The organism is Ensifer sp. ENS08, from assembly GCF_014852195.1.
Classification (GTDB): Bacteria; Pseudomonadota; Alphaproteobacteria; order Rhizobiales; family Rhizobiaceae; genus Ensifer; species Ensifer adhaerens.
Window position 1 is genome coordinate 160,855 of sequence record NZ_JACVBF010000011.1, and the last position, 15,890, is coordinate 176,744.

General features: G+C 64.0%; 12 protein-coding genes. 10 read left to right on the forward strand and 2 right to left on the reverse strand.

Translation table 11 applies throughout. The features are described from left to right. Positions 1-138: 138 nt before the first annotated feature. From IB272_RS22330 to IB272_RS35620, 10 genes are all read left to right on the forward strand, one after another. Positions 139-1,083, forward strand: coding sequence for an ABC transporter permease (locus IB272_RS22330; protein ID WP_034805773.1), 945 nt, complete (start codon positions 139-141; stop codon positions 1,081-1,083). Then, positions 1,080-1,898 (forward strand): ABC transporter permease, encoded by an 819-nt coding sequence (locus IB272_RS22335; protein WP_034805777.1) that lies wholly within the window; start codon positions 1,080-1,082, stop codon positions 1,896-1,898. Before IB272_RS22330 ends, IB272_RS22335 begins: the two co-directional genes overlap by 4 nt. After that, positions 1,895-3,523, forward strand: coding sequence for an ABC transporter ATP-binding protein (locus IB272_RS22340; protein WP_192445061.1), 1,629 nt, complete (start codon positions 1,895-1,897; stop codon positions 3,521-3,523). The genes IB272_RS22335 and IB272_RS22340 overlap by 4 nt, the downstream gene beginning before the upstream one ends. A gap of 1 nt (position 3,524) precedes the next feature. After that, the gene (locus tag IB272_RS22345; RefSeq protein WP_034805783.1) at positions 3,525-4,382 is read left to right on the forward strand and encodes a serine hydrolase; all 858 of its coding nucleotides are present in this window, start codon (positions 3,525-3,527) and stop codon (positions 4,380-4,382) included. Between the two features lie 37 nt (positions 4,383-4,419). Further along, positions 4,420-5,964: an ABC transporter substrate-binding protein gene (locus tag IB272_RS22350; protein ID WP_192438685.1), complete on the forward strand. Its 1,545-nt coding sequence runs from the start codon at positions 4,420-4,422 to the stop codon at positions 5,962-5,964. A gap of 113 nt (positions 5,965-6,077) precedes the next feature. Next, the gene (locus tag IB272_RS22355) at positions 6,078-7,517 is read left to right on the forward strand and encodes a M20 family metallopeptidase (RefSeq protein ID WP_060601676.1); all 1,440 of its coding nucleotides are present in this window, start codon (positions 6,078-6,080) and stop codon (positions 7,515-7,517) included. 250 nt (positions 7,518-7,767) lie between these two features. Beyond that, positions 7,768-9,027: a plasmid partitioning protein RepA gene (repA, locus tag IB272_RS22360; protein ID WP_034805794.1), complete on the forward strand. Its 1,260-nt coding sequence runs from the start codon at positions 7,768-7,770 to the stop codon at positions 9,025-9,027. A gap of 5 nt (positions 9,028-9,032) precedes the next feature. Beyond that, positions 9,033-10,109, forward strand: a complete 1,077-nt coding sequence (repB, locus tag IB272_RS22365; RefSeq protein ID WP_192445063.1) for a plasmid partitioning protein RepB — start codon at positions 9,033-9,035, stop codon at positions 10,107-10,109. 341 nt (positions 10,110-10,450) lie between these two features. After that, complete coding sequence (locus tag IB272_RS22370; protein ID WP_192445065.1) at positions 10,451-13,318, forward strand: DNA translocase FtsK; 2,868 nt, start codon at positions 10,451-10,453, stop codon at positions 13,316-13,318. Positions 13,319-13,470: 152 nt separating this feature from the next. After that, positions 13,471-14,154: a DUF930 domain-containing protein gene (locus IB272_RS35620; RefSeq protein ID WP_226020774.1), complete on the forward strand. Its 684-nt coding sequence runs from the start codon at positions 13,471-13,473 to the stop codon at positions 14,152-14,154. 76 nt (positions 14,155-14,230) lie between these two features. Here IB272_RS35620 and IB272_RS22380 read toward each other — a convergent pair whose 3' ends face one another. Beyond that, a complete protein-coding gene (locus IB272_RS22380) occupies positions 14,231-15,109 on the reverse strand; it encodes an SDR family NAD(P)-dependent oxidoreductase (RefSeq protein WP_192445068.1) in 879 nt (292 codons plus the stop codon). Next, positions 15,106-15,888: a hypothetical protein gene (locus tag IB272_RS22385; protein ID WP_060601663.1), complete on the reverse strand. Its 783-nt coding sequence runs from the start codon at positions 15,886-15,888 to the stop codon at positions 15,106-15,108. The genes IB272_RS22380 and IB272_RS22385 overlap by 4 nt, the downstream gene beginning before the upstream one ends. Between the last annotated feature and the right edge of the window lie 2 nt (positions 15,889-15,890).

A 15,890-nucleotide genomic window follows, 5' to 3' on the forward strand; every position in this document is an offset into this window, starting at 1 on the left:
TGCCCTTTTCATAGATGTATGACATTTACTCATAATATTGCGCGATTTTTTCCAATCGATCATAGTCCCTGCAACAAGAGAGCCGACGGGCAGGAGAATCGCGGTAACGCGTGCGGCCTGCCTCAGTACGGGGAACCCATGATCAAATTCATTCTCAATCGTCTCGTGATGGCGATACCGACGATCGTGATCGTCTCGGTTGCCGTCTTCACGCTTATCCGCCTCATTCCCGGTGATCCGGCAGCGCTGATGCTCGGCGATATGGCCGAACCGCAGCAGATTGCCGCGTTGCGCGCGGAGCTCGGTCTCGACCGCAGCATCCCGGAGCAATTCGTCATCTGGGCCGGCAACATCCTCTCCGGCGATTTCGGCACCTCGATCGTCACCGGCGAGCCGGTGCTGCATCTGGTCGTCAGCCGCTTCTTCGTCAGCGCCGAAATCGTCGTCATCGCCGTGCTTCTCGCGAGCCTGATCGCGGTTCCGGCCGGCGTCATCGCCGCCTGGCGGCAGAACAGCCTGACCGACCTGGCGCTTGTCGGTTCGGCGACCGTGCTTCTGTCGATCCCAACCTTCTGGCTCGGTCTTCTCTTGCTGCTCGCCTTCGGCCTGAAGCTCGGCTGGCTGCCGGTGCTTGGCTACGTGCCGATCTCGGAGAACTGGAAGGCCGGCCTTCTCTATCTGGTGCTGCCGGTCATGACGCTTGTCATCCACGAGATGGGCGTGATCATCCGCATGGCCCGCGCCTCTACGCTCGAAGTGCTGCGGCTCGATTACATCACCCATGCCCGTGCCAAGGGGCTTTCGGAAAGTGCCGTTCTCTGGCGCCACGCCTTCAAGAACGCCTTCGGCCCGACCTGGACGATGATTGGCCTGATCCTCGGCAACCTGCTCGGCGGCATCGCCGTCATCGAGACGGTGTTCACCATTCCGGGTCTTGGCCGTCTAATGGTCGATGCGATCTTCCAGCGCGACTATCCGGTGATCCAGGGCTGCCTGCTGCTCGTCGCCTTCTCCTATGTCGTCGTCAATCTGGTGGTCGACCTCCTCTATCCTCTCTTCGATCCGCGGGTGGTGGCAGAATGAGAAAGCTCACTTTCAACGGCGCCATCGGCGGCGGCCTGATCGGCCTGCTGGTCATCACCGCCCTCATCGGCCTTTTCTGGACGCCTTATGATCCGATGGCGCTCGGCTTCACCGCGCGGCTTGCCGCACCCGGTGCAGCGCACTGGCTCGGCACCGACGAGTTCGGCCGCGATGTCGCCAGCCGCCTGATGGTCGGCGCCCGTGCCAGCGTCTGGATCGGCTTCCTGACCGTCACCTTCGCCGTCGTCTTCGGCACCTTCATCGGCATCGTCAGCGGCTATGCGCGCGGCTGGGTCGATGGCGTGATCATGGCGATCAACAACGCGCTCCTGGCCTTCCCCGGCATCCTGCTGGCGCTCGGCCTGCTCGCCGTCTTCGGCGCCAACCAGTACGGCATCATCTTCGCGCTCGGCATCGCCTATACGCCGTCAATGGCCCGCGTGGTGCGCGGAGCGGTGCTGTCGCTGCGCGAACGCGAGTTCATCGAGGCGTCGCGGGTGATGGGCAATGGCGAGATATATACGATGCTGCGCCATATCCTGCCGAACTGCGTCGCGCCGATCACGGTGCTTGCCACCTCGATGTTCGGCTGGGCGATCCTCTCGGAAAGCGCGCTTTCCTTCCTCGGTCTCGGCGTGCCGCCACCGGCACCCACCTGGGGAAACATGCTCGCCGCCGGCCGCCCCTTCATAGAACAGGCCGTCTGGCTCGGTTTCTTCCCTGGTCTCTGCATCGCTCTCACTTTGCTCGGCATCAACCTTCTGGGCGACGCGCTACGCGACCGTCTCGACCCCCGCATGCGAGGCCTGAAATGACCGGCAATCCTCTTCTCAGTGTCCAGCGCCTTTCGCTTGCCGTCACTCACTCCGGCAACCAGGTAGTGAAGAACGTCAGCTTTGACGTCGCGCCCGGCGAAATCGTCGGCATCGTCGGCGAAAGCGGCTCCGGCAAGACACTGGCGACACGCGCGATCATCGGGCTCATTCCGCCGGCCGTCCGCCGTATCGGCGGCACGATCCTCTACCGGGGTAAGGATGTGCTCGGCATGAAGGACCGGGATCTCCGCCAGCTTCGCGGCGGGGAGGTCGGCGTCGTCTTCCAGGAGCCGATGACCTCGCTCAACCCGTCGATGACCATCGGCCGGCAGCTCGAGGAAGGGCTGATCCTGCACACAAAGATGTCGGTCGAGGAGCGCCGCACGGCGATCCTTTCAATGCTGCAGCGTGTCGGCATACGCGAGCCGGAGCGGGCGTTGACCGCCTATCCGCACGAGTTCTCCGGCGGCATGCGCCAGCGCATCATGCTCGCCTCGGTGATGCTGTTGAAGCCAGCCTTGCTGATCGCAGACGAGCCTACGACCGCGCTCGATGCCGTCGTCCAGCGCGACGTCATGGAGCTGATGGTCGAGTTGACCCAGGCCGAGGGCACTGCAGTGCTGCTCATCAGCCACGACCTGCCGATGGTCGCCCGCTACACCAACCGTTTCGTGGTGATGGAAAAGGGCGTCGTCGTCGAGCAAGGGCTGACCGAAGAGATACTACAGGCGCCGCAGCATCCCTATACCCGCAAGCTGCTTTCGTCGCTGCCGTTCCGTGGTGCTGCGCGTGAGCTCGACATGACCCGCACGCCGATGGTTTCGGCGCGCAATATTGTCGTCGAGTATCCCGGCCGCAAGGGTCTCTTCCGCAGGCACGAGCCGAAGCGCGCGCTGCACGGCGTCAGCGTCGATATCCATGTCGGCGAGGTCGTGGCACTGGTCGGCGGTTCCGGCTCTGGCAAGACGACGCTCGGCCGCACCATCGCAGGCCTCGTCCAGCAGGCCGAAGGCGACATCCTGTTCCAGGGCCGCGAGCGCAGCGCCGACTGGCGCGATTATAGGCTGAACTGCCAGATGGTCTTCCAGGATCCCTATTCGTCGCTCGATCCGCGCATGACCATTCAGGCGCTCGTCGAGGAAGCGCTGCGGCTGGTGCCGGACCTCGATACGCCGGCCAAGCGTCGCCGTGCGCTCGAAACGCTTGAGGAAGTCGGGCTCAGCGCCGATTTCGCCAATCGCTATCCGCATGAGCTCTCGGGCGGCCAGCGCCAGCGTGTGGCTATCGCCCGCGCCATCGCACGGCGGCCAAAATTCCTGATCGCCGACGAGCCGGTGTCGGCGCTCGACGTAACCGTTCGCTCTCAGGTGCTGGAACTCTTCTCGAACCTGCAGAAGCGCTACGGCTTCTCGTGCCTGTTCATCAGCCACGACCTCGGCGTCGTCGAGCAGGTCGCCGACCGCGTCATCGTCATGCAGGACGGGCGCATCATCGAAGAAGGCGACCGCGACCGGATCTTCGATGCGCCGAAGGATGCCTATACCCGCAAGCTGCTTTCGGCGATCCCGGCGCTCGATCTCAACCAGACCGGTGGCGTCACCCTCAAATGGCGGCTGGAGGCCTGAGATGAGCACGGAAATCAAGACCGGTGCGATCGCGGCCGAACTCCACGCGATCGCCGACGCGGAGCCCTTCGTCACCCGCTTCCTCGTGCGCAATCTCCAGACCGGTGAAACCATCGGCCGTGGCGAGGGTGAGGAAACACCATCTGCCAGCACCCGCAAAACCTCGATCATGATGGCGGCGCTGAAGGCGGTGGCAGAAGGCCGGCTTCATCTTGACGAGCGCATCACCTACGAAGCACGGCTCGCCCAGGAAGTGGCGAGCGGCATGTTCCGCTACCTGACGCCTGGAATCGTCATTTCGCTGCGCGACGCGATCGTCGGCATGATGGTTCTGAGCGACAATGTCTGCACCAAGATGGTGTTCGAGCGGCTGACGCTTGAAGAGGTCGACGGCTATTGCAAGGCGCTCGGCATGGTGGGCACGCACCATCGCTTCCTCATTCCGCCGCTGGCGCTCAAACCCGATCATTCGCTGGCCGACGTCACGACGACGACGGCTGCCGACCAGGTGATGCTGCTGGAACTGATCCTCGCCGCCGAGCACGATGCCGCTGCCGCCGCCAGGCTTGGCATCACGGTCGAGCTCGCCGCCTTCGCTGTGCAGACGCTGAAGAACCAGGTTTTGCGCTATGGCATCCGCTCGCGGCTGCCCTTCGATACGGTCGTCGCCTGCAAGGGGGGTCGCGGCAAACGCGGCCGCATGGATGCCGGCGTCGTCTATCGCGACGGCAAGCCGCTCTATGCGATCGCCGCCTTCACCGACGGCGTACCCGCGCTGATGCCCGACGGCACGCCCGGCTACACCATCGCGCTCGAAACCATCGGCAAGCTGTCACAGGTCTGCTGGCGCGCCTTTTGAACCGACAACACCAACAATCAGAAAAGAGAGAGGAACCATGAAAACCATACTTCTTGCCGGAACCATGCTGATGAGCGCGATCGCGCTCGGCCATGCGCGTGACCTGACGGTCGCCCAGAGCTCGGACATCCGCAGCAACGAGCCCGGCGTCAACCGCGACGGCAACACCGACTCGGTGATCTTCCACATCGTCGAAGGTCTGGTCGGCTACGCCGAGAACGGCGAAGTGAAGCCGCTGCTCGCGAAAAGCTTCGAGGTTTCGCCCGATGGCCTGACCTATACGTTCAAGCTGCGAGACGACGTGAAGTTCCACAACGGTAAGGCGCTGACCGCGGAAGACGTGGTCTGGAACTGGAACCGCTACATGAAGCCGGAGACCAAGTGGACCTGCGCCGGCGACTTCGACGGCAGCAAGTCGATCAAGGTGACGAGCGTCGCCGCAGCCGACGCCTCCACCGTCACCATGAGTATCGAGAAGCCTTCGGCCGTCTTTCTCGGCCTGATGGCCCGGCCGGAATGCGGCTACACCGGCATCGTCTCCCAAGATTCCGTCGGCGCAGACGGCGCTTACACTGCGCCCATCGGCACCGGCCCGTTCAAGTGGGCGGAATGGAAGAAGGGCGAATATGTCCGGCTCGAAAAGAACGCCGACTACGTCTCACCCGCCAATGACGGCAAGCCCGATGGCATGGTCGGCTCGAAGCGGCCGCTCGTCGACGGCATCAAGTTCATGGTGATCCCGGACGCCTCGACCGTGAAGACCGGCCTGCTTTCGGGCGCGCTCGACACCGCCGAAGTCTCGGCCGATCTCATTGCCGAGTTCAAGGACAGCGACACGATGCAACTCATCGTCAAGCGCAACAACGGCAAAAACCTGCTTTACTTCCAGACCCGCGACAAGATCCTGAGCAACGTTGCGGTTCGTCGCGCGATGGCCGAAGCGCTCGACCTCGACCAGCTCGTCGCCGCTGTTTCCAACGGCACCGGCGAAGCCAACGCATCGATGGTCTCGGCCGACTCGATCTTCTACTCCGACGTCCAGAAGAAGAAGATCCCGATGGATCTCGAAAAAGCGAAGAAGAACCTGGCTGATGCCGGCTACAACGGCGAGCCGATCACCATCATCGCCAACAAGCGCGGCAACGTGCCGAGCTTCCCCGCTGCCGTCGTCGCCCAGGCGATGATGCAGCAGGTGGGCCTCAACGTGCAGATCGAAGTGCTCGACTATGCGACCCAGGTCGATCGCCGCCGCTCCGGCAACTATCAGGTGATCTCGCAGTCGGTGTCGCCGCGTCTCGATCCGGCGCTGATGTACAGCTTCTATGTCGGCAACAAGGACAAGAACGCCTCGCTGATGTGGGACAACCCGAAGGCGGTTGAACTGATGAAGGCAGCCTATGTCGAGGCCGACCAGGCCAAGCGCCAGGCGATCTTCGACGAGTTCCACCGGCTGATGCTCGACGAGGTCCCCGGCATCTTCATGTACGACATGGTCGACATCTGGGGCGCCACCAAGAAGCTGCACGGCCAGCCGGTCTGGCAGTCCAACACCCGCCTCTGGGAAGTGACGCTCGACGACTGATGCGGGCGTAGTCCTTTCTCTCCAGCGGATGGCGGCCGTTTGTCGCCCTCCGCACCTCCTTAAACAAAACTGCTGATGCGACCGCGCCCCGCGCCGTCGCAAAAGGATGATTGATGCCAAATCCAGCCGCCCGGACCGCCCTTGTCGACACGATCGAAGCGCTGAAGCCCGAATTCGCCGAAATGAGCGACGCGATCTGGGACCATGCGGAACTGAGTTTTCATGAGGAAAAGTCGGTAGCGACGCAGATCGCCATGCTGGAGAAGCATGGGTTTCGCGTGTCGCGCGGACTGGCGGACATCGATACCGCCTTCGTCGGCGAGAGCGGGCAGGGCCTGCCGGTGATCGCCTTTCTTGGTGAGTTCGACGCGCTTGCGGGTCTGAGCCAGGTGGCCGGCGTCGCCGAGGCGAAAGCGCTCACTGAGGGCGGTACGGGCCATGGTTGCGGTCACAATCTGCTCGGCACGGGTTCGCTGCTCGCTGCCGTCGCGCTTGCCCGCTACCTCAAGGAAAACGACTTGCCGGGTACGGTGCGCTATTACGGCTGCCCCGGCGAGGAGGGCGGTTCCGGCAAGACCTTCATGGCACGCGCCGGCATCTTCGCGGATGTCGATACGGCGCTGACCTGGCACCCGGCACCCTTCAACGGCGTACGCTCGACCAACAATCTCGCCGTTCTTGAAATCTATTACCGCTTCAAGGGCGTCGCCGCGCACGCATCGAACGGTGCCCATCTCGGCCGCAGCGCGCTCGACGCGCTGGAACTGATGAATGTCGGCGTCAACTTCCTGAGGGAGCATATGCCGCAGGATTGCCGCGTGCACTATGCGATCACCGATGCCGGCGGCAAGGCGGCAAACGTCGTCCAGGCCCGCGCCGAGGCGCTCTATCTCGTGCGGGCGCCGCAGATGCCGGAGGCCTTAGCGCTCGCTGCCCGCATCGACAAGATCGCCAAGGGGGCGGCGATGATGACCGAAACCGAGGTCGAGATCGTCTTTGACCGGGCGGCGACCAACCTGCTGCCCAACATCGCGCTGGAAACGGCGATCCACGACAACATGGTGGCGCTCGGGCCGGTTCCCTTCGACGAGGCCGATATCGCCTTTGCCAAGGACATCCAGAAGACGCTGACGCAGGAAGCAATCTCGAGCAGCATCCGGCTTTACCAAATCAAGGGCGATGTTTTTGCGAACAGCCGCATGGACGGTTCGACCGGTCTGCATCTCGGCCTTCGCGATTTCGAGGGCCAGTCGCATTTCCGCGCCGGCTCGACCGATGTCGGCGACGTCAGCTGGATCACGCCGACCGCGCAATGCTGGGCGCCCGCCTGGGCGATCGGCACGGCGCCGCACACCTGGCAGGTGGTGGCGCAGGGCAAGAGCCCGGCCGCCCACAAGGCTTTCGCCCACGCGGCAAAATCACTGGCCACGACCGGCCTCGACCTGATCCTCGATGCCGATCTTTTGGCACGGGCAAAGGCCGAGTGGCGTGAAAAGACCGAGGGCAAGCCCTACCAATGCCCGATCCCGGATCATATCGGTCCGAAACTCTGAAATCATTTTTTCGATGCCTGCAAACGCCCGCGCCACCCCGCGGGCGTTTCGTTTTGTCGGCGTCCGGAACGTCTGCCCGGCGAGTGCACGCGCCTTTGAATGGCGCCAGACTCTTGACGCGAATCGCAGGCTCCGGCATCTCTGTTACGGAGTTTTCCGAATAAGTGCCGATTGGCCGTATTTGAATTGAATCTCTGTTAGCGTGATGTGGCGCCGTTGGGCCGCTGACACGCGCAAGGAGTATGGCAGAATGAATATGACGGCAACCCAGGCAAGACAGGACGCGGGTCACTCCCAGGCACGCCGTCCGGCCGACGAAGCGATCGCGGCCGATGCCCGCGCGCTTTCCGAACAGTTGAAGGCGATGCGCGAGCGCCTGTTCGCGCCGACGGCGATGAAGACATTGCGCAGCTTCACCTCGGGCGAGGCGGCCAAGCTGATCGGCGTTTCTGACGGCTATCTGCGCCAGCTCTCGCTTGCCGGTGAAGGCCCGCAGCCCGATACCGGGCTTGGCGGCCGCCGCTCCTATTCACTCTCCGACATCAATGCGCTTCGCCGGCACTTGGCCGAACAGGCGCTTGCCAAGGGCAACGCCGCCAAGGCGCGCAGCTATCTCAAGTGGCGCGATGCGGAAGCAGGCGAACACCTGCAGGTGATCTCGGTCACCAACTTCAAGGGCGGCTCCGGCAAGACCACATCGTCGGTGCATATCGCGCAATATCTGGCGTTGACCGGCCACCGCGTGCTCGCCGTCGACCTCGACCCGCAGGCCTCGCTGTCCGCACTCTTCGGTTACCAGCCGGAACTCGACCTTACCGGCAACGACACGCTCTATGGCGCGATCCGCTACGACGCCGAGGCGCGGCCGTTGAAGGACATCATCCGCAAGACCTATTTCGACGGCCTCGATCTCGTGCCGGGAAATCTCGAACTGCAGGAGTTCGAGCACACGACGCCGCAGGCACTGAGCGCCCGTCACAATGGCACGGACGCTGGCCCGCTGTTCTTCGCCCGCGTGCAGGCCGCCCTTGCGAGCGTCGCCGACGACTATGACGTCGTCATCATCGACTGCCCGCCGCAGCTCGGCTATCTGACGCTGTCAGCGCTCTGCGCCTCGACGTCCGTCGTCGTCACCGTGCATCCGCAGATGCTCGACGTCGCCTCGATGAACCAGTTTCTCTACATGACGTCGGACCTCCTGAGCGTCGTGCGCGAGGCCGGTGGCGAACTCAACTTCGACTTCCTGCGCTACCTCGTCACCCGCTTCGAGCCGAACGACGGGCCGCAGGCCCAGATTGTCGGCTTCATGCGTTCGCTCTTCGGCGACCGGGTGTTGACCTCGGCCATGGTGAAGTCCACCGCGGTTTCCGATGCCGGCCTGACGAAGCAGACGCTCTACGAGGTCGGACGCGAGAATTTTACCCGCGCCACCTATGACCGCGCGATCGAATCGCTGAACGCCGTCAACGGCGAGATCGAAACGCTCATTCACGCGGCCTGGGGGCGCTGACCGACATGGCTGGCAACCGCAAGAACGAACTGCGCGCACTCTTTTCCGGCAATGTCGCCCCGGCGGCGCCTGCCGCGGAAGCGGATGACAAGGCGCCCGCCGCACCAAGCGTGCAGCCGGCAAAGCCAGTCGTGGTCCCCGCCGCCCAGGCCGACGTGCCGCGGGCCGCCTCCGGCGCGATCAAGGCCATGGGGCTTTCGCTTGGGAGTATCACCCGCGAGGCGGAAGAGGCCCGCGCGCTGCGCGAGGCCCTGCATCAGGGCGAGCGCGTCGTCGAGCTTGATCCGGAGCTGATCGATGCGTCTTTCGTCGGCGACCGCCTGACCGACGGCGAGACCGACGATCCGGAATTCCTGGCGCTCGCCGACAGTATCCGCGACAGCGGCCAGCAGTCGCCGATCCTCGTGCGCCCGCACCCGCAGAAGCAAGGCCGCTACCAGACCGCCTACGGCCATCGTCGTCTCAATGCCGTGCGCAGCCTCGGCACCAAGGTCAAGGCCATCGTCCGGCCGCTGACTGACGACGAGCTGGTGCTGGCGCAGGGCAAGGAAAACGCCGAGCGGCGCAACCTGTCCTTCATCGAGCGTGCCATGTTTGCGTCGGCGCTCGCCGACCGCGGCTTCGACCGGAAGGTGATCGGCGAGGCGCTCGCCGTGCAGAAGAGCGAGCTGTCGCGCCTCCTGCAGGTGGCCGAAGGCGTGCCGCCGGCGATTGCCCGCGCGATCGGCCCGGCACCGAAGGTCGGCCGCGAACGCTGGATGGCCTTCGGCGCGCTGCTTGAGGACATGGTGACCGTCGAACTGGCGCAGGAGGAGTGCCGCTCGCGCCGCTTCCTCGAAGCCGAAAGCGACCAGCGGTTCCAGATCGTCTTCGCGCGCCTGTCGCGCAAACCGAAGCCGGACGCAGCGGCCAAGCCGGAGACGCTGGTCGACGCCGGCGGACGCGCCTTTGCCAAGCTCAAGCGCGACGGCAAGAATGCCCGCATCGAGTTCTCAGTCGATGTCGATCCAGCCTTCATCGACGAGGTCGTCGAACTGCTTTCCAAGCAGCATGCGGTGTTCGCGGCGGGCCGCGAAGGCTGAACGAAGTCTGCCCTTCTGAAAGTTCCAATCGGGCCTGCGTGACGCTCTCACGCAGGCCCGATTCGTTTTCCCGGCGGAGCCGATGGTAGGCCGCCGCGAGCATCCCCGTGCGATCGCCGCTGTCGCCCCCATCCAAGAAATATTTTCGGCCGTGTGAGGCCGGCGACGGGATGTCGCGGCGGCCTTGGGGCGTCGGGCATTGCCGTTGCATGGAGCCCACAGAAAGGCAGCAATCGACCACGGATCCCGGTTCGAAACGGGGCGTTGGAAGGGACTTGTTAACCTTCATTTCCTATCGCTTAGAAGGCCCCGCGGCGATGTCTCTAGCTCTTCCAGGACCCATGCGTATTCCCAGGACAAACTTCTCACAGGCTGCTTTGCATGATGCAAACCAGGCGGATTATTTCGATGGTCCGCAGGATGATGCGTTGAGCGGTATGCCCACCCATGAGGCGGAACCCGCCGACCCCTATCAGTTGTACGAGGCGCCGGCGGCGCCTCGCCGGCCGGCGAACCAGCAGGCTGAAACCACGAGCCGTGCGACCCGCCTCTATGGGCAGGGTTCCGCCTACGCTCCTGCACAGGTGACGTCGACGATGAGCGAACCCTTGCCGACCCTTTCGGAGATTGCCGGCCACTACGGCGATTCCACCTGGGAGAGCCATTTCTTCCTGGCGCCGAACGTGCGCTTCACCCGCACGCCCGAGCGCGAATTCATGAAGCGACGCGCGCCGCAGGTCGAAGAAGGCGAAACGGCAACCGAAGTCGAAGAGGCGATCGTCGCGGTGGCGGCGGAGCCTCCTCCGGTCTTGGTGGAAACCGTTGAGCCCGTCGCGACGGCCACGGTCGAGCCGGTACAGACGGAAGCTTCGGCCGTTGCTGCTGACGAGGCGCCGCTGGCCGAGGTCGCGCTGCCGTCCTACAGCCCGTCCGAACTGTTGCGCATGCTGACCAACCAGTTGCCCACTTGGACCGCCGCGCAAAACACGATCGAGCCGGCCATGCTCGCGCGTGTCGAAGCTCCGGCCGACGAGGGCGTAGCCCTTGCGCCCGTTCTGACGACGCAGATCGCCGTTTCCGCGCCGGTCGCCGAAGTCCAACCCGCGCCCGCTCAGGCAGGCGACGCTTCCGTCGATCAGGGCGCTGCGCATTCTGTCTTCCTGTCGGATTTCGCCTTCTTCGAATTCGGCCCGGCCGACGATGCTGAGGTTGCCGGCACGGAAGCCACCCATCCGAAGCCCTTTGTCGAGACGCCAGCCCCGGTTGCGATGACGCCCGCCATCGCTCCCGTCGCCGTTGCGCCTATTGCGGTCACGCCGCCAGCGCCCGTGCGCCCGGTTGAAATCCGCCGTATGCCGCCGACGGCGATCACTTCGCTGTTCCGTGTTGTCGATGTCCGCGGCGCAAAGCCGGAGGATGTGCCAGCCCAGCAACCGCCCGCCGCCGCTGAGGCCGTTGCCGACGCTGCGCCGGCACCCGTTGCCGCGGCTGAAGAACCGGTGACTGTAGCCGCCGCTGAAATCATTGACGCCGAACCGGTCGAAATCGAACAGCCGGCGCCGGTTGCCACGAAGGCGGCCATCACCATGCCGGCGCAGGTCACCCGCGCGCCCAGCAACATGCCGGCGATCGGCTCGACCGACCGCGCGCCGAGCGCCGACGGCTACGAGTTCCCATCCGAGGAACTGCTGCAGGAAGCGCCCGTCGGTCAGGGCTTCTTCATGACGCAGGAGCAGCTGGAACAGAATGCCGGCCTGCTTGAAAGCGTGCTCGAAGATTTCGGCGTCAAGGGTGAAATCATCCATGTTCGCCCCGGCCCGGTCGTCACGCTCTATGAATTCGAGCCGGCGCCCGGTGTGAAATCGTCGCGCGTCATCAACCTTGCCGACGATATCGCCCGCTCCATGTCGGCGCTTTCGGCCCGCGTCGCGGTCGTGCCCGGCCGCAACGTCATCGGTATCGAACTGCCGAATGCCACCCGCGAGACCGTCTATTTCCGCGAGCTGATCGAATCTGTCGATTTCCGCAAGACCGGCTACAAGCTGGCGCTTTGCCTGGGCAAGACGATCGGCGGCGAGCCTGTCATCGCAGAGCTTGCGAAGATGCCGCATCTGCTCGTCGCCGGCACCACCGGCTCGGGCAAGTCGGTCGCGATCAACACCATGATCCTGTCGCTGCTCTATCGGTTGAGCCCGGATCAGTGCCGCCTGATCATGGTCGATCCGAAGATGCTCGAACTCTCCGTCTATGACGGCATCCCGCATCTGCTCACCCCCGTCGTTACCGACCCCAAGAAGGCGGTCATGGCGCTGAAGTGGGCCGTTCGCGAGATGGAAGACCGCTACCGCAAGATGTCGCGGCTCGGTGTGCGCAATATCGACGGCTACAACCAGCGCGCCGCCGCTGCCCGTGAAAAGGGCGAACCGGTGATGTGCACGGTGCAGACCGGTTTCGAAAAGGGCACCGGCGAGCCGCTGTTCGAACAGCAGGAAATGGACCTGGCGCCGATGCCTTACATCGTCGTCATCGTCGACGAGATGGCCGACCTGATGATGGTCGCCGGCAAGGAAATCGAAGGCGCGATCCAGCGGCTGGCGCAGATGGCGCGTGCTGCCGGTATCCACCTGATCATGGCGACGCAGCGTCCTTCGGTCGATGTCATCACCGGCACGATCAAGGCGAACTTCCCGACCCGCATCTCGTTCCAGGTGACGTCGAAGATCGACAGCCGCACGATCCTTGGCGAGCAGGGGGCCGAGCAGCTGCTCGGCCAGGGCGACATGCTGCACATGCAGGGCGGCGGACGTATAGCCCGTGTCCATGGCCCGTTCGTTTCGGATCTTGAGGTTGAACACGTCGTCGCACATCTGAAGACGCAGGGACGCCCGGAATATCTCGACACCGTCACGGCGGAAGAAGAGGAAGAAGAGCCGCAGGAAGAGACCCCGGTCTTCGACAAGAGCGCGCTTGCGTCGGAAGACGGCAACGAACTCTACGACCAGGCCGTCAAGGTGGTCCTGCGCGACAAGAAGTGCTCGACCTCCTACATCCAGCGCCGCCTTGGCGTCGGCTACAACCGTGCGGCCTCGCTGGTCGAGCGCATGGAAAAGGAAGGCCTCGTCGGGTCGGCGAACCACGTCGGCAAGCGCGAGATCATCTACGGCAACCGCGACCATATGAGCTCGCCCGACAACGACGACATGGATTGATACCGGGCGTAGCCCCAGGCCAGGATTTCGAGCCGTCGCTGACAGGTTGTTGGCGACGGCTTTTCTATCTTCAAGTTGCTGGTAGTGTCGCCTGCACCAGGAGCGGTCGTGACCCTTCCGGCCCTAATGTCGCGCATGGGATGATCTGATCGGTGCAAGCAGTAAAGCATCGTCGCAATGAGACACCGATCTGGCCAAGCCTGACGCTTGCTCTCATCCTTCATGCGCTCGTCGTGTTGGCGCTTTTCCTCCTCCCGTCACCGCGGCCACCTGTTCCGAGCCCGGACGAGGGGATCGCCGTTCAGATACTGGAATTGCCGCTCCCACGCCCTGAGGTGGTGCAGCCCGTGCTCGGACCGCAAGATGCGCCGCCCGTCGCGCATTCCGTCCCGGAGACGGCGCCTGCCGCGGAAACAGCCACGCTGCCGCCAGCTGCCCAGCCGATGGTGCAAGCGAAGCGGTTCTTCTCGGCGGCGATACTGGCTGATCCACGCAGCAGACAGGCGCTGGAAGGGCTGTCACAGCTCGCCGCCGATGAACAGATTGTCCAGCTCTGCAATCTCGAGGCGATGGAGCAGGTTCATCGCTGGCGCGTTGACTTTACCCCCGACCTGCTCGTCGCCTACGCCACGTCGGATATCGTTTTGGCTGGGCGGAACCTCCGTGCGGATGGCGCCGCCTTTCGCAGCAAGGGTCGCTGGTTCAATATCAAGTTTGGCTGCGCCGTGGCGCCGGATATCAAAAGCGTCGCCGCATTTGAGTTTCAGGTTGGTGACGAAATTCCGGAAAGTGAGTGGGAGGCAAATTTCCTCTCCGCTGGCGCCGCAGCCCACTGATCGTGGCCATCGATCGAAGTCCGTTCCCTGCGCCCTTTGGCGAAGGACGTGACGAGAAGCAGGCTGCGGAGCCGGATCACGCCGGGGCCGTTCCGCCTTTGGCGTGGCCTGCGCGGCAGCAGTGCTTCAGTTGCTTGCCAGATCCGCAGGGGCAGGGGTCGTTGCCGCGCAGTTGCAGACGACCAACAAGCGGCAAGAGCGCTGCGGAGGGAAGGAGGCCCGCCATCAGGATTGCCAGCCTGGCGGAAATGCCGGGAATGACCAGCCGCCGCCGGGCCTTGAAGCCGTGCCAGGCACTTCTTGCCACGTATTCCGGAGTGGCTTTCGGGAGCGCTTTGAACAAGGCAGCCCTGTTGGCGCCGGATTTTTCGAGGAACTCGGTCGATACCGGTCCCGGCGCAACGCAGGTCACGGTTACGCCCGTCCTTCGCGTCTCCTGGTATAGCGCCTCGGAGAACGAACGAACGAAGGCTTTGCTCGCATAATACATTGCCATGTACGGGCCGGGCGTAAAACTCGCGACCGAGGCTAGATTGATGACGCCGCCGCGGCCGCGCGCGACCATGCCCGGCAACAGGTGCAAAGTCAGGGCCGCAAGCGCACGCACATTGACGTCGATCATACCAATCTGGTCGGCAATCGGCAAAGCGGTCGCCGCGCCCCGCAGGCCATAGCCGGCACTGTTGACAAGAACGTCGCAGACGAGGCCTTCGCGCGAAAGAAATTCGTCGAGAATGCGCGTGGCATCGGGCGCGGCAAGATCGACCGGCAGGGAGAATGCCTCGCCGCCCGCCTGTTCGATCGCGGCTTGCACGACGTGCAAGCTTTCGATGGATCGCGCGACCAGAACGACCGGCGCGCCGTCTCGTGCGGCAAGCTCTGCAATTGCCCTGCCTATGCCCCGGGACGCTCCGATAACGACAATGGCGGGTCGTGGTGACTGCTGCGATGTCATGCCGATGGCTCCGGCGTAGCGATTGGCGGCTGGTCGAGTTCGGAAAGCTCTGCCACCTCGTCGGCGATTTCGCCGTTCAATATTTCCTCGAAACGAGCCAGGGCTCGCGCGACATTGGCGCCGTCCATGACACGGTGGTCATAGTGGATCCTGACCGTGACCGATCCGTCGTCACCGATCGGCCCATAGTTGAAGATGGTCGTCAAAGGCGTCAGCGGATTGAGCGACTCCGCACCCAGGCCGGAATAGACCGACAATTGGAAGGTGCCGAAGCGGTGGCCGCGCTGGCGCCCCATGTTCAGGCTGAGCCACATCAGCAGCCGCCGCAACGGCGCGGGCAGGCGTGCAATCTTCAACGCCCGCCGGAATTCCCTGATCTCGAGCACGGGGCGGGACCGGGCCTCCTGGAGCAGGGCGCTCAATTCGGCAAGGGACCGCCTCTCGGGTTGCTTGATCGTGCTGAGAAGGACGACCCGTTCGCCTTCGTGCTCGCGCTCGTGCGCCACGGACGCGATGCTTCCGGGATACTCATAGAGTTGCGGTCTCGGAAGCTTGACATAAGCCCGGCGAAACTCGGGTGTCTCCATCGAGAGTAACCCGTAACCCTTGAGAAACAACACCATCCACGATGGCCGGTCGGATCGGCTTGCACGGGCTTTGTGCAACGCGCGGATATCCATCTGCCGCTGCACCGTGACCCGCGGCACGCCGATGGAAAATCGCATCAGATCGCCGACGAGGCGTCGTGCGGCGGAAAGCTTGATCGGTCGGCCCCGCATAG